The following is a 13,764-nucleotide window of genomic DNA, read 5'->3' on the forward strand; positions in this document are numbered from 1 at the left end:
GCCCAGTAAGCTGGGTCGGTGAGCCCGGACAAGAAACCGCAGATGATGAAGCCGTTGACGGCGGCGAACAAGCTCGGCATCTACCTTCCGGCCGCACCCGAGGAGTTCCGCAACGCGCCGATCTCGCGCACCCAGCTCGACGCGCTGCGCGCCGATCCGCCCGAATGGCTCACCGAACTGCGCCGCACCGGCCCGTTCCCGCGCGACGTGGTGGCACGCAAACTCGGCGTCTCCAACACCGGCTTGACCCGCGCCGGGGTCTCCGACCATCTCACGGTCGACGAGATCGACGCCCTGCTCGCCGACCCGCCGGAGTGGCTCGTGCGCGAGCGGGAGAACTACGCCGCGGTCCGCGCGGAGAACGAGCGCATCAAGACGAAGGAAGCCGAACGTCGCGCCGCCACCAACCGTCCGGCGAAGAACCGCGGCTAACGCTTCCGTCGGGGAAACGCTGGCCCTGCAATGGGCGGCGCGAGGCTATGCCGCCACCCATCATGCGCAGCCGAGATTTCAGTTCTCCGCGGCCAACTGCCCGCAGGCGGCGGCGATCTCTTGGCCGCGGGTGTCGCGGACCGTGCAGGGCACGCCCTTGGCGTTGACGCGGCGGACGAATTCCTGCTCGACCGTCTTGGGGCTGGCATCCCACTTGGAGCCCGGAGTCGGGTTGAGCGGGATGACGTTGACGTGGACCCGGGAGCCGAGCGCCTTGTGCAGCTTCTCGCCCAGCATGTCCGCGCGCCACGGATGGTCGTTGATGTCCCGGATGAGCGCGTATTCGACCGAGACGCGGCGGCCGGTCTTGTCGGCGTAGTAGCGGGCCGCGTCGAGCACCTCGGCGACCGGCCAGCGGTTGTTCACCGGAACCAGGGTGTCGCGCAGTTCGTCGTCGGGCGTGTGCAGCGAGACCGCGAGCGTCACCGACAATCCCTCGTCGGCCAGTTTGCGGATGGCCGGAGCCAGCCCCACGGTCGAGACCACGACATTGCGCTGGGAGATACCGAGTCCGTCCGGCGCGGGCGAGGTGATCCGGCGGACCGCGGCGACCACCCGCTTGTAGTTCGCCAGCGGCTCCCCCATGCCCATGAAGACGATGTTGGACAGTCTGCCCGGCCCACCGGCCACTTCCCCGTCCCGCAGCGCGGCGGCCGCGGCACGCACCTGGTCGACGATCTCCGCGGTGGACAGGTTGCGGTTCAGCCCACCTTGGCCGGTGGCACAGAACGGGCACGCCATGCCGCAACCGGCCTGACTGGAGATGCACAGGGTCGCGCGATCGGGGTAGCGCATGAGCACGCTTTCCAGCAGCGTGCCGTCTCCCGCACGCCAGAGCGTTTTGCGAGTCTCCCCCTCGTCACACGCGACATGCTTGACCACGTCGAGCAGCGGCGGGAACAGTGCCGCGCCGATCTTCTCCCGGACCGCGGCGGGCAGATCCGTCATCCGCGCCGGATCGGCCTGCAATCGCGCGTAGTACTGCCGGGCGATCTGATCGGCACGGAACTTCGGCAGGCCGAGTTCCTCGATGGCCGCGCGCCTGCCATCGGCGTCGAGGTCGGCGAGATGACGCGGCGGCATGCCACGGCGCGGAGCGTCGAAAACCAGGGGCAGGGAGAGGGTCATAGTCGTTCCATTCTCCCATCCGAGGCAGACACCCCCGCACTCGACCACATACGCACGTCTCGACATGCTCGGTCGTCCCGAGGAAATGCGTGCGGGCGTGATAGCCGTCGGCCATGATCGAGATATGTCCACGCATGCCGAACACCCGCCGGAACCGGATCCGGACCTGTCACAGCGTCAGCGCACGACGCCGCCGGGCGCCCCGCCGGTCGTTCCGCCCGCCGTCCCGGTCAAGAAGTCTCTTGCCTCGCGCACCGGTTACGCCTGGACCGGACTCGTCGCAGGCGTCTTGATCCTGGTCCTGTTGCTGATCTTCATCGTGCAGAACCTCGAGCAGGTCCAAGTGCACTTCTTCTTCTGGGACTTCTCGCTGCCACTCGGCGTCACCGTGCTGCTGTCGATGATCGGCGGCGCGCTCGTCATGGCCTCGGTGGGCGGCGTGCGCATCCTGCAGCTGCGCCGCGCGGCCAAGAAGGTCTGACGCGCCGGATCACAGCAGCGTGGACAGCACCAGCCAGGAGACGAACGCCGAGGGGAGCATGGAGTCGAGGCGGTCCATGATGCCGCCGTGGCCCGGCAGCAGCGTGCCCATGTCCTTGATGCCGAGTTCGCGCTTGATCTGCGATTCGATCAGGTCGCCGCAAGTGGCCACCAGCACCAGGCCGACGCCGAGGACGACGCCGATCATCGAGTTGGCATCCAACAGGAGCGTCACCGTGAGCAGACCGCCGATCACGCTGAACACCAGGGAGCCGCCGAAACCCTCCCACGACTTCTTCGGGCTGATCGAGGGCACCATCGGATGCTTACCGAACAGCACGCCCGCGACATAACCGCCGACGTCGGAGCAGACCACCAGGATCATGAAGGTCAGCACCCGCAGATTGCCGTCCGGCTCGAGCAGCAGCAGGGTGGCGAACGAGGCGAGCAGCGGAATCCAGGCCAGCGTGAACACCGTGATAGCGGTGTCGCGCAAGAAGTTTCGTGGAGCTGTCCGTAAGCCGTGGTCGAACAGCCGCCACGCCATGCAGATCAGCGTGGTCGCGGCGAACGCGCCCGCGACACCGCTGGCGCCGTACGGCCAGCCCAGCCAGAACACCGCTTGGCCGCCCACGATCAGTGGAATCCGCGGGACGAGCACATCGGCCTCGCGCAGGCGCTTGGCGACCTCCCAGGTGGCCACGCCGACCCCGGCCGCCGCGACGCCGATGAACACCTTCGGCACGAACAGCAGGATCGCGATCAGCGAGAGGCCGAGGCCGAAGCCGACGGCCAGCGCGGCGGGCAGATTGCGACCCGCCCGCGAACCACTCGAGGCGGGAGCGGTGTGCGCCGCAGCGGGATTCGCGGGACCGCCTAACCGTTCATAACCGGAAGCACCAGCATCGTGCGCGTGCTGTCGCATCGCATCGGCTGTTCCGTTCACCGGCGGCTCCTCTGCCGCACCGGTCGCGGCGGCGTTCTCGGCCACGATTGTCCCGTCGCTCAACTCGTCGTTCCGTTCGTCCCCCGCCCGGGCGGGCCTCGGCGCTGTCACGGGCGGCACTCGCGGTGACTTGGGCCTCCTCCGGGCCCGGTCACGCCTGCCGACCGATCCGCGTCAGACCTCGAGCAGTTCGGCTTCCTTGTGCTTGACCAGTTCATCGATCTGGCCGACATACTTGGCGGTGGTCTTGTCGAGCTCCTTCTCGGCACGCCCGACCTCGTCCTCGCCCGCCTCGCCATCTTTCTGGATGCGGCCCAGTTCGTCCATCGCCTTGCGACGGACATTGCGAATGGCGACCTTGGCGTCCTCGCCCTTGCCTCTCGCCTGCTTGGCGAGCTCACGACGGCGCTCCTCGGTCAGCTGCGGCACCGAGATGCGGATGATGTCCCCGTTGTTGGTGGGGTTGACGCCGAGATCCGAATTGCGGATCGCGGTCTCGATCGGCCCGAGCTGGGCCGCCTCGTAGGGCTTGATCACGACCATGCGCGGCTCCGGCACCGTGATGCTGGACATCTGGGTGATCGGGGTCGGCGATCCGTAGTAGTCGACCACGACCCGAGAGAACATGCCCGGATTCGCGCGACCGGTGCGAATGGTTCCGAGATCGTCCTTCGCCACCGAGACGGCCTTCTCCATCTTCTCCTCGGCGTCGAAGAGCGCTTCTTCAATCACGACCGTTTCCTCCACAGCGTCGTCATGTCATGATCCGCGGTCGGCGGGTATCAGGACCGAACCAGTGTGCCGATCTTCTCACCGGCGACCGCGCGGGCGATATTGCCCTTGGTCAACAAATTGAACACCAGAATCGGCATCTGGTTGTCCATGCACAAGCTGAAGGCGGTCGCGTCCGCGACCTTGAGGTCGCGCTCGATGACCTCTTTGTGGGTGATCTCGGTGTACATGGTCGCGGTCTCGTCGACGCGCGGGTCGGCGGTGAACACTCCATCGACCGCCTTGGCCATCAAGACCACGTCCGCGCCGATCTCCAGCGCGCGCTGCGCGGCGGTGGTGTCGGTGGAGAAGTACGGCATACCCATGCCCGCTCCGAAGATGACCACGCGGCCCTTCTCCAGATGCCGCTTGGCGCGCAGCGGGAGGTAGGGCTCGGCGACCTGGCCCATGGTTATCGCGGTCTGCACCCGGGTGTCCACACCTTGCTGCTGCAGAAAGTCTTGCAGCGCAAGGCTGTTCATCACCGTGCCGAGCATGCCCATGTAGTCCGAGCGCGCGCGTTCCATGCCGCGCTCCTCGAGTTCGGCGCCGCGGAAGAAGTTCCCGCCGCCGATCACCACGGCCACCTGGACGCCGGTGGCGACCACCTCGGCGATCTGCTCGGCCACCGTCTGCACCACGTCCGGGTCGAGTCCGACCTTCCCGCCGCCGAACATCTCTCCGCCGAGTTTCAGCAGTACCCGGCGATATCCTGGGCGATCGGTCCCCGGGTCCGTCATGGGTCTCCAGTCTCCTTCGGCGAGGGATTGTCGTTCTTCCGGCGATTCGTTGCTCACGGCAGGCGCCTGTGACGTAGAGCAAGGCAGAGCGGCATCTATCCTGCCTTATTCGGTTGGAGCGGCAGCAGAAGGCCCCCCGTCAACCGGCGTTCGTTCGGTCGGCGGGGGGCCTGCACGCTGAAGGTGCGGCGAAACTCAGTTCGCGCCGACCTCGAAGCGGGCGAAGCGGGTGACGGTGACACCGGCCTCGTCCAGCAGAGCCTTGACGGTCTTCTTCGAATCGGTGACCGACGGCTGCTCGAGCAGCACGACGTCCTTGAAGAAGCCGTTGACCCGGCCCTCGGTGATCTTCGGCAGCGCGGCCTCAGGCTTGCCCTCCTCGCGAGCGGTCTGCTCGGCGATCCGGCGCTCGTTCTCCACGAGGTCGGCGGGAACCTCGTCGCGGGTCACGTACTTGGCCTTGAGCGCGGCGACCTGCATGGCGGCGGCGCGAGCGGCCTCGGCCGCGGCGTCGCCCTCACCGGTGTACTCGACCAGCACGCCGACGGCGGGCGGCAGGTCGGAGGCACGCTTGTGCAGGTAGGTGGCGACCGGGCCGTTCAGCGAGATGACGCGGCGCAGCTCGAGCTTCTCGCCGATCTTCGCGGCGAGCGCCTGCACAGCCTCGTCGACGGTCTTGCCGCCCAGGTCAAGAGCCTTCAGCGTGTCCAGGTCGCCCGGCTTGGCGGACGCCGCCGCGGCGACGACCTGCTCGGCCAGCTGCTGGAACTCCGCGTTCTTCGCGACGAAGTCGGTCTCGGAGTTGATCTCGACCATGACGCCGTCCTTGGCGGCGACCAGGCCTTCGGCGGTGGTGCGCTCGGCACGCTTGCCGACGTCCTTCGCGCCCTTGATGCGCAGCAGCTCGACGGCCTTGTCGAAGTCACCGTCGGTCTCGGCCAGCGCGTTCTTACAATCCATCATGCCGGAGCCGGTCAGCTCCCGGAGCCGCTTCACGTCGGCAGCGGTGTAGTTCGCCATTCTCGGCGAGCCTCCTTTGGAGAAGTGTGGATGTTGACAGCGGCGATCACGATGGCACTGGCTCGTGATCGCCGCCGAAACAGCTGGTTACGAGTCCGCTCAGGCCTCGGCGGAGGTCTCTGCGGCCTCGGCGCCAGGGGCGGCCTGCGCGAGCAGCTCCTGCTCCCACTCGGCCAGCGGCTCGCCCGCGCCCGCCTCCGGCTTCTCGTCGCCCGAGGACAGACCGGCGCGCGCCTGCACGCCCTCGGCCACCGCGGAGGCGACGACCTTGGTCAGCAGGGCGGCGGAGCGGATCGCGTCGTCGTTGCCCGGGATCGGGTAATCGACCAGGTCGGGGTCGCAGTTGGTGTCCAGGATCGCGATGACCGGGATGTTCAGCTTGCGCGCCTCACCGACGGCGATGTGCTCCTTGTTGGTGTCGACGACCCAGATGGCCGAGGGCACCTTCTGCATGTCGCGGATACCGCCGAGGGTGCGCTCCAGCTTGTTCATCTCACGCGTCAGCATGAGGATTTCCTTCTTGGTGCGACCCTCGAAGCCACCGGTCTGCTCCATGGCCTCGAGCTCCTTGAGGCGCTGCAGACGCTTGTGCACGGTGGAGAAGTTGGTGAGCATGCCGCCCAGCCAGCGCTGGTTGACGTAGGGCATCCCGACGCGAGTCGCCTCGGCCGCGATCGACTCCTGGGCCTGCTTCTTGGTGCCGACGAAGAGGACGGTGCCACCGTGGGCGACGGTCTCCTTGACGAACTCGTAGGCCTTGTCGATGTAGGTCAGCGTCTGCTGCAGGTCGATGATGTAGATGCCGTTGCGGTCGGTGAAGATGAACCGCTTCATCTTCGGGTTCCAGCGCCGGGTCTGGTGTCCGAAGTGTGCGCCGCTGTCGAGCAGCTGCTTCATGGTTACGACAGCCATGGCTCCCGTATCTCTCTTTCGTTTGCCGGTTGACGCAGCGAATCGGCGATCCGCTGCCCTGGCGCCACCGAATCGTCGGACCCGACCACGAAGGTGGGGACCAGCCGGCGATTCCCTGTTCCGAACACGCTGCCGCGAACCCAATTGTCTCGAGCTCGATTCGAACAGCGCCGCTGTGAACAAGCACGGTGGCGCGCGAAGTCGGTCCATGCACGCACAGACCGCTCGATCAGTTTACGACCTCGGGGCACCAGATCTAAATCGGTCCGATCCGAAGCCTCCGACCAGGCGGAACGGCGGCTTTCCACAGTCGAGCGGGTTATCCCCATTCCACGGATCGAGCCCTCGGCGACGCCGGAGCCGCGGAAGGGTTGAGCCATGAAACCGATCTCCACCGCGACAACCCTTCTTCTTCCGCTGTTCTTCGCGCTCGGCATTGTGACCGCGCCGCCGGTCGGGGCCGAGACGCCTGCCGTGAAACCCGGGCTCGGGGCCTGCACGGGCTCCGTCTGCCTGCCGTCTCTGTCCGGCCTGCCGCGTCGCGCGCCGCTGCCCTTCCGGCAAGCCGGACTCGGTGGCGGTGGGGACGACCGGCATGAGACGAGTTCCGCCCCCGGTAGCGACCTGTGCGCACCGCCCGCACCCCTCTGCGGGCGGTAGTCGGCCCTCCCGGCGCGGCGCGAATGACCAGGTCGAATGCGATGCGGCGGCGGTCTTCTTCGGCGCTGGCTCTCGGCATCGCCGCAATCGTCGCGGCGGCGCCGACCGCGACAGCCCGACCCGAAGGGCGATTCGACTGGCCCCTGCAGCCGCGCCCCGCGGTGGTTCGGCACTTCGACAAACCCGCGCAGAACTGGCTACCGGGGCATCGGGGGGTCGATCTGGCAGGCGCCGAGGGGCAAGCTGTGCTCGCGGCGGGAGAGGGGATCGTCATTTTCGCCGGAACGGTGGCCGACAAGCCGGTCGTTTCCATCGACCACCCCGGCGGGCTGCGCACGACATACGAGCCCGTTCGCGCCGAAGTCCCCGTGGGAAGGCGGGTCGGACGAGGTACCCGGATCGGCACGCTGGAGTCCGGGCACCTGGGATGCGTGGCGGTGTGTCTGCACTGGGGAGCCCGCGTCGAGGGCGGTCTCCACCGCAACCGTGAGTATCTGGACCCCCTCGGGCTTCTGCATCTCACTCCCCTGCGGCTCAAGCCGGTGCGTCCTGGTTCCAGCGTCGGACGATCCGCCGCGTCGCAGCGCATCGGTCGGCGGCCTCGGCGCCCCCGGACCGGCGTGTCTGCGGCAGAAGGTGGCGAGACCGTAGGCCGTGGGGCGAAGATCAGGACATGGCGGATGGACTGGAGCCGTTCACGTACTCCGAACTCGGCGCGACCCGGGGTGTGGCGCCGGAGGGCTATCACGGGTTACGGCTGCGGCGGCGCATCGGCCGGGGACGCGCGCTGTTCGAGCAGGCGGGGGCGCAGATTCTGGCCTACCGCGTGCAGAAGGGCACCGGGATCTTCCGATCCGCCGATACTCCGACGGCCGAACCCGGCACCGCCGTCACCGTGCGGCTCGGAGTCGGGCCGTTCGGGATCACCGCTCCGTGCCGGGTGGTGTACGTCCTCGACGAACCCGACCGGCGGGGTTTCGCCTACGGCACCCTGCCCGGGCACCCGGCCTCCGGTGAAGAATTGTTCGCGGTCGAGTACGACTCCGCCGACGACATGGTGTACGGGCTGATCGTCGCGTTCTCCCGCCCAGCCACCTGGTACACCCGGCTCGGCGGACCCGTGATGCGGCTGACCCAGCGCTTCGTTGCGGGCCGATACCTCGCGACATTGCCGACGTCCGATTGAACGATGACGGAACGGCCGTACGTTCGGAACAACCGAAAAGTGCTTTGTATCAGAACTTTTGATCAACCAGCAGGGCAGCGACGACGGGGCGATACTGTTCCGGTGACCGGCGAACCCGAAATGGCCGAGGGTCCTGTGAATTTCCCTGTGGACAGCGATCCGGCCTCGCCCATTTACGGCGAGGCACTCGACAGCCGTGCCGAGATCCAGGAGATCATCGAATCTTCTCGACTGATGGGCGTCGAGTCCCTTTCGTTCGACCAGATGATGACCTACATCACGGCGAAGCGCGAATACCAAGCATCGGCCTATGCCGACACCGAGGCCGTCGATCGAGCTCGGCGCGACCATGAACTGCAGGCGGAGTCGCGCCGCACCGAGCTGATCAAAGAAGAGGCGGAGGCGAAGAACAAGATCCTGGAGGCGCGCTACCGCGCAGGACTCGCCGCCGCGCTGGTGGCGGGCACGGTGGCCGGAGTCATGTTCGGCATCGTCAAAGGTCTGCCCGCACAGGAACTGACGCAATACCTGGCGCCGGTGTCGGGCCTCGCCGGGATCGTGGTCGGCTATTTCTTCGGCCGCGAGGCGAGATGAGCAGAGCGCGGACTATGGTGTGACGATCGCGAAATCGGGGTCCGGGGCGTCGAAGATGTCGACCAGTTCGGCGAGCTTGGTGACGTCTCCCTCGATGACGATGTCGCCGGCGGCCGCCGCGACGCCGAAGTCGTCGCCGGCCAGCAACACGCGGATCAGTGTTGCCTTGGCCAGCGTGAAGGTGGCATCGGCTTCCGGCAGGGACATGCCCGGGGCGACGTCGAAGTGGGTGAGGCGGCCGTTGCGCAACTCGAGCCGATGGGTGCGGTCCTGGTCGGTGAGGATCCAGTCCGTCACCAGCCGATGGTTCCACGCCTTCGGGCCGTCGACGCGCAACGCCAGCGCGTCGAAGATCTGGTCGACGGACAGCGCCGCCGCCATGGTGGCCGATTCCGTCTTGGTGGGCGTGCCGAACGAGCCGTAGCGCAGTTCGTAGGCGCCGCTGAGATAGAAGTTGCGCCACGTGGCGTTCTCCGCGCCGTAGCCCAGTTGCTCGAACGTGCTGGCCTGCAATTCTTTCGCGGCGTCGTTGTCCGGATCGGCGAAGATGACATAGTTGACCACCTGCGCCACCCAGCGGTAGTCCCCGGCGTCGTAGGAGGCCCGCGCTTTGCGGAGCACTTCTTCCGCACCGCCCATGAATTCCACGTGCCGCCGAGCGGATTCGACCGGCGGATGCTCCCACAGATGTGCGGGGTTGCCGTCGAACCACCCCATGTAGCGCTGATAGACAGCCTTCACGTTGTGACTGACCGAGCCGTAGTACCCGCGCGCGTGCCAGGCCTCCTCGATGGCGGGCGGGAGGGCGACCAGCTCGGCGATCTCCGCGCCGACGTAGCCCTGGTTCAGCAGGCGGACGGTCTGGTCGTGCAGATACCCGTACAGATCCCGTTGCAGGGAGAGGAACTCCACCAGGCGGTCGGTGCCCCAGGTCGGCCAATGGTGCGAGGCGAAGACGACGTCGGAGTCACGGGCGAACAGGTTGATCGCCTCGGTCAGGTATTTCGCCCAGACATGCGCGTCACGCACCAGCGCGCCGCGCAACGTGAGCACGTTGTGCAGGGTGTGGGTCGCGTTCTCCGCCATGCACAGCGCGCGACGGTCGGGGAAGTGGAAATTCATCTCCGCGGGCGCTTCGGTGCCGGGCGTGAGCTGGAAGACCATCCGTATGCCGTCGATCGTCTTCTCTTCCCCGGTGGCGGTGATGTCGACGGTCGGGGGGATCAACGTGACCGTGCCGACCGACGTGGTCTGGCCCAGCCCGGAGCCCACCGCGCCCAGCGGACCGCGCGGCAGCACGGCGCCGTACATGTACCCCGCACGGCGCGCCATCGCCGTGCCCGCGTAGATGTTCTCCGCGACCGCGTGTTCCAGGAATCCGGCAGGCGCCAGCACCGGGCAGCGTCCCGTCTCGACCTCCTCGGCGGTGATGACGCCGCAGGCTCCGCCGAAATGGTCGGCGTGCGAATGCGTGTAGATCAGACCGGTCACCGGGCGGTCGCCACGATGCGCGCGGTAGAGCGCGAGACCGGCCGCGGCGGTCTCGACCGAGATCAGCGGATCGATCACGAGGACTCCGGTCTCGCCTTCGACCAGCGTCATATTGGAGATGTCGAAACCACGGATCTGATAGATGCCCGCGCACACCTCGTACAACCCCTGTCGCACCGCGAGGCCGGACTGCCGCCACAGGCTCGGATGGACCGAGGGCGGGCAGGGTTCGCGCAGGAACGAGTAGGAGTCGTTGTCCCAGACGACGGTTCCGTCTTCGGAGGTGACCACCCCGGGTTCCAGCGCGGCCACGAAGCCGCGATCGGCGTCGGCCAGATCGGTCCTGTCGGCGAATGGCAGCGCGGCGGTCGCACGCTCGTGCTCCGCGACGATGAAGCCGCTCGGCTCGCTCGCTGTGCACATTGTCGTCCTCCTGTCGTCTCGGCCAACTTTGCTGGGCCGCTACCCGATCAAGGCAGCGGTTCGAGAGAACCGGCCGCCGCGGCGGCCAGCGCGACCACGACCACGGCCGCGGCCGTCGCGGCGATGACGCGACCACCGTGGGCGTAGCGGCCCCGGCGAAGACCGCGGTTGCGCAGATAACAAGCCCCCGTCAGCGCCGCCATCGCGATCGCGGCTCCGATGGGCGCGACCGCGGCCGCACGCCATCCGCTGCCGAGAGCCTGATGCAGGAACAGCGTGCCGACGACCATCGCCGACACGGCGGTGCGCCGCCACGCCAGTGCGGTGCGTTCGGCGGATAGATGTGGCGCGCTCACCGCAGCAGCACCGCCACCGCCGCCAGTACCGAGACGATCGCGATGCCCGCCGACAGGATCGGCACCAGCACCGTCTCCGGCAGCGGATCGCCGCGCCGCATGGCCACGCCGATGCGCCGCCAGTGCCCGTACGCGCCGATCGCGACGACCGCCGCCAAGACCAGGCAGCTGAGCGCGATCGCGCGCCGCAATCCCGCGATCCGGAACGACTGAACCAGTGTGTGCACCGCGACGCCACCGGCCAGCAGTCCGAGCGAGGTCCGCATCCAAGCCAGGAAGGTGCGCTCGTTGGCGAGCGTGAAGCGGTAGTCGAGCTCCTCCTCACCCTCTTCCCCTTCGGCTCCGGGGTTCGGGTTCGGGAGCGTCACGCCGCCTCGGTTCGGGTCGAACGACATCGGGCGTCCGCCCACCTGCGCCTCGCGAGGGCGACCCGCTCGCGCCCCGCGGGTCTGCATGTCGTTGCGCCAGGCGGTGTTCCGATGCGCAGGAGGACGCCGGACTGCACGGTGGTCACGACACACCACGCTAGTGGGGATCGGGGCAGCTCGCGGCGCACCATCACCGGCGGCGGGAACGCGACCGACTCCGTCACGTGTCCTGAGAATCTTGTCCGGGCGAGCACACTGACCATCGAGCGGTCCGGTCGGCCGGCCGAAGACCCGAACGTTTCTGAATAACTCAGCAACCAGAGTTTCGGCGCGTATCCGGTACCGGAAATCACTTGCGCAAGCCACTCGAAATCGTGCGATATCCGCTGTTCACAGCGCCCATCAGCGACGCAGGTCCGGTCGGCGACGATCACGGGCACACTCCATAACTTAGAGCGCTGGCAAACGATCCGCTAAGCCAGGCTAACCGCAGCCGCGCCGGACCGTCCACGTACCCCACCCGCCCGTGACCGGGTGGTTATGCGGAAGGCACGTCAGATCGAGATCGCGTCTTCGAACGTCATCGCCAGCCGCGAGACGGACGACGACATCGACGCACGCCGCTGCAGACCGAGCGACCGGAGTTCCGCGGCGATCGCATGGTCGCCCAGCGTCAGCTCGGCCCCGCCGAAACGCGCACGCATGCCGGAAGGCCGCATCTCCCAGCGCGTGCAGCGAGTGACGCCGTCGATGTGCGAGTAGGCGTCGAACGAGGACGCCGCGGCGCGACCGTTCGGGGTCGCGAATCCCGGCCGCACCGTGAGATCGGCGATGAGCTGCCCGTCCTGGTGCAGCGCGCCGCTGCGCGTCCGGCCGTCGTGATCGACGACGAATTCGGCGAGTTCCTTCGGAAAGCCCCAGATGCCACGCCCTGCGGCCAAAGTGAACTCGCCGTCCACCGGCAGCTTGTGGATGAACACGCCGGCCTGCCCGGTCACCAGCGCCCGCAGGTCGCCGATTCCGGAGGGCGCCCCCGCGGTGTGGTGGCGCACCATGAACGAGACGCCGAACTCGTTGTACGGACCCAGATCGCCGTCGACGTAGTCGACGAAGACCAGCGTGCACATCGCCCGCCCGCCCGGGAGCCGGAGAATCCCCAAGCCGGAGTAGTCGATGAGGCGCTGCGCCCGTTCAGCGGGCACCAGATAGGTGGCCATGAACGCGTGCGCGAGCCGGATGCGGACCGGCATGCGCACCTCTCGGCCGAGAACGGTGTGCGTGCTCACGTCAGACGCCTTTCTGCGCATCGGCGCTCGGGCGCGCCGCGTGGCCATGCGTGATCCGGTACCGGATCACGTCTATAGAACACGTTTCAATTTATCGGCACAATTCCGATTTTCAGCCCGTTTCGACTACCGAGAACCTGTTTCATGTTTGTTCAGCGTCACCCACGGGCGATCCCGCCGCCCGCGACTCTTGCCCGGGTTCCCGCAGGTTGCGCAGGCGAGCTTCCAGGCCATCGAGGACGCAGAGCAAGCCGAAGTCGAACGCCATCGCACGCCCGGCCTCCTGGTCGGTCGGCACGGTCGCCCGATAGTCCGCCAGCATCTCGGGATAGTCGCCGGCCACGTCCTGCATCACGCGCAGCACGCCGTCGGCGTCGATCTCCATCCCCTCGGATACCTTGTCCCATGCGATCTCCGGAATCACCTGGCCTAAGACGAAACACATCACCGTGCCGCTCGCCAGATAGATGTCCACGCCATGAAAACCCGCCCGGACGAACGCGCGGCGCAGCCGATCGCTCAAACGCAGCGAGTTGGGGCCGATGCTCGGCAGTTGCCCGACCAGCGACGCCATCCATGGGTGCTCCCTGATGGACGCGCGCAAGTTGTAGGCGAAGGTGTTCAGCAGTTCACGCCAGGACGCCTCCTCGGGCTCCGGGGTCCGGACCAGACCCCAGAACTCATCGAGCACCAATTCCAGCAACTCGTCCTTGTTGGAGACGTGCCAGTAGAGACTGGTCGCCCCCGCACCCAGTTTCGCGCCGAGCTTGCGCATGCTCAGCGACTCCAGCCCCTCGGCGTCGAGAATCTCGACGGCCGCCGCGATGATCTGCTCGCGGCGCAGCCCGGGCGATTTGGGCTGGCGCGGCTGCTTGGTCCATACCGACGCGAACTGCTTGGTCACAACACGA

At 67.5% G+C, this 13,764-nt stretch carries 16 protein-coding genes and 1 pseudogene; 6 read left to right on the plus strand and 11 right to left on the minus strand.

Annotated elements, in window-relative coordinates; genetic code table 11:
* Positions 1 to 18: 18 nt before the first annotated feature.
* The gene (locus AB0L97_RS09880) at positions 19 to 432 is read left to right on the plus strand and encodes a DUF5997 family protein (RefSeq protein WP_355069934.1); all 414 of its coding nucleotides are present in this window, start codon (positions 19 to 21) and stop codon (positions 430 to 432) included.
* A gap of 78 nt (positions 433 to 510) precedes the next feature.
* On the opposite strand, the gene rlmN is transcribed toward AB0L97_RS09880, so the two are convergent.
* Positions 511 to 1,620, minus strand: a complete 1,110-nt coding sequence (gene rlmN / locus AB0L97_RS09885) for a 23S rRNA (adenine(2503)-C(2))-methyltransferase RlmN (protein ID WP_364427151.1) — start codon at positions 1,618 to 1,620, stop codon at positions 511 to 513.
* A gap of 124 nt (positions 1,621 to 1,744) precedes the next feature.
* On the opposite strand from rlmN, the gene AB0L97_RS09890 reads away from it, so the two are divergent.
* Complete coding sequence (locus AB0L97_RS09890; RefSeq protein ID WP_355069930.1) at positions 1,745 to 2,101, plus strand: lipopolysaccharide assembly protein LapA domain-containing protein; 357 nt, start codon at positions 1,745 to 1,747, stop codon at positions 2,099 to 2,101.
* Positions 2,102 to 2,110: 9 nt separating this feature from the next.
* Here AB0L97_RS09890 and AB0L97_RS09895 read toward each other — a convergent pair whose 3' ends face one another.
* The 5 genes from AB0L97_RS09895 to rpsB form a co-directional block, all read right to left on the minus strand.
* On the minus strand, positions 2,111 to 3,109 hold the full coding sequence (locus AB0L97_RS09895) for a phosphatidate cytidylyltransferase (protein WP_355069928.1): 999 nt from the start codon (positions 3,107 to 3,109) through the stop codon (positions 2,111 to 2,113).
* A 111-nt stretch (positions 3,110 to 3,220) separates the two neighbouring features.
* Positions 3,221 to 3,778 carry a ribosome recycling factor gene (gene frr / locus AB0L97_RS09900; protein ID WP_355069927.1) on the minus strand — a complete coding sequence of 186 codons (558 nt, stop codon included), beginning with the start codon at positions 3,776 to 3,778 and terminating at the stop codon, positions 3,221 to 3,223.
* A 50-nt stretch (positions 3,779 to 3,828) separates the two neighbouring features.
* Positions 3,829 to 4,557: a UMP kinase gene (gene pyrH, locus AB0L97_RS09905; protein WP_039799499.1), complete on the minus strand. Its 729-nt coding sequence runs from the start codon at positions 4,555 to 4,557 to the stop codon at positions 3,829 to 3,831.
* A 195-nt stretch (positions 4,558 to 4,752) separates the two neighbouring features.
* Positions 4,753 to 5,577: a translation elongation factor Ts gene (tsf, locus tag AB0L97_RS09910; RefSeq protein ID WP_355069925.1), complete on the minus strand. Its 825-nt coding sequence runs from the start codon at positions 5,575 to 5,577 to the stop codon at positions 4,753 to 4,755.
* A 99-nt stretch (positions 5,578 to 5,676) separates the two neighbouring features.
* Entirely contained in the window at positions 5,677 to 6,489 is an 813-nt protein-coding gene (gene rpsB, locus AB0L97_RS09915; protein WP_355069923.1) for a 30S ribosomal protein S2, read from the minus strand.
* A gap of 378 nt (positions 6,490 to 6,867) precedes the next feature.
* Between rpsB and AB0L97_RS09920 the strand changes: the two genes are divergently transcribed.
* The 4 genes and pseudogenes from AB0L97_RS09920 to AB0L97_RS09935 all read left to right on the plus strand — a co-directional run bounded on the left by AB0L97_RS09920 (position 6,868) and on the right by AB0L97_RS09935 (position 8,929).
* Entirely contained in the window at positions 6,868 to 7,149 is a 282-nt protein-coding gene (locus AB0L97_RS09920; protein WP_364427160.1) for a hypothetical protein, read from the plus strand.
* 23 nt (positions 7,150 to 7,172) lie between these two features.
* A pseudogene (locus AB0L97_RS09925) lies at positions 7,173 to 7,694 on the plus strand (M23 family metallopeptidase); the annotation flags it as partial.
* Between the two features lie 128 nt (positions 7,695 to 7,822).
* Positions 7,823 to 8,335 carry a DUF1990 domain-containing protein gene (locus tag AB0L97_RS09930; protein WP_355069919.1) on the plus strand — a complete coding sequence of 171 codons (513 nt, stop codon included), beginning with the start codon at positions 7,823 to 7,825 and terminating at the stop codon, positions 8,333 to 8,335.
* Positions 8,336 to 8,338: 3 nt separating this feature from the next.
* Complete coding sequence (locus AB0L97_RS09935) at positions 8,339 to 8,929, plus strand: hypothetical protein (RefSeq protein ID WP_364427164.1); 591 nt, start codon at positions 8,339 to 8,341, stop codon at positions 8,927 to 8,929.
* Positions 8,930 to 8,941: 12 nt separating this feature from the next.
* On the opposite strand, the gene AB0L97_RS09940 is transcribed toward AB0L97_RS09935, so the two are convergent.
* From AB0L97_RS09940 to AB0L97_RS09960, 5 genes are all read right to left on the minus strand, one after another.
* Entirely contained in the window at positions 8,942 to 10,843 is a 1,902-nt protein-coding gene (locus AB0L97_RS09940) for an alkyl sulfatase dimerization domain-containing protein (protein WP_364427167.1), read from the minus strand.
* A 47-nt stretch (positions 10,844 to 10,890) separates the two neighbouring features.
* Positions 10,891 to 11,199, minus strand: a complete 309-nt coding sequence (locus AB0L97_RS09945) for a DUF202 domain-containing protein (protein ID WP_355069915.1) — start codon at positions 11,197 to 11,199, stop codon at positions 10,891 to 10,893.
* The gene (locus AB0L97_RS09950) at positions 11,196 to 11,594 is read right to left on the minus strand and encodes a DUF202 domain-containing protein (RefSeq protein WP_355069913.1); all 399 of its coding nucleotides are present in this window, start codon (positions 11,592 to 11,594) and stop codon (positions 11,196 to 11,198) included. Before AB0L97_RS09950 ends, AB0L97_RS09945 begins: the two co-directional genes overlap by 4 nt.
* Before the next feature lie 527 nt (positions 11,595 to 12,121).
* The gene (locus AB0L97_RS09955) at positions 12,122 to 12,853 is read right to left on the minus strand and encodes an acetoacetate decarboxylase family protein (protein ID WP_364427172.1); all 732 of its coding nucleotides are present in this window, start codon (positions 12,851 to 12,853) and stop codon (positions 12,122 to 12,124) included.
* Between the two features lie 142 nt (positions 12,854 to 12,995).
* A complete protein-coding gene (locus AB0L97_RS09960) occupies positions 12,996 to 13,757 on the minus strand; it encodes a TetR/AcrR family transcriptional regulator C-terminal domain-containing protein (protein WP_355069910.1) in 762 nt (253 codons plus the stop codon).
* Positions 13,758 to 13,764: the final 7 nt, after the last annotated feature.

The sequence above is a fragment of the Nocardia sp. NPDC051911 genome, assembly GCF_040681035.1.
Taxonomy (GTDB): Bacteria; Actinomycetota; Actinomycetes; order Mycobacteriales; family Mycobacteriaceae; genus Nocardia; species Nocardia sichangensis.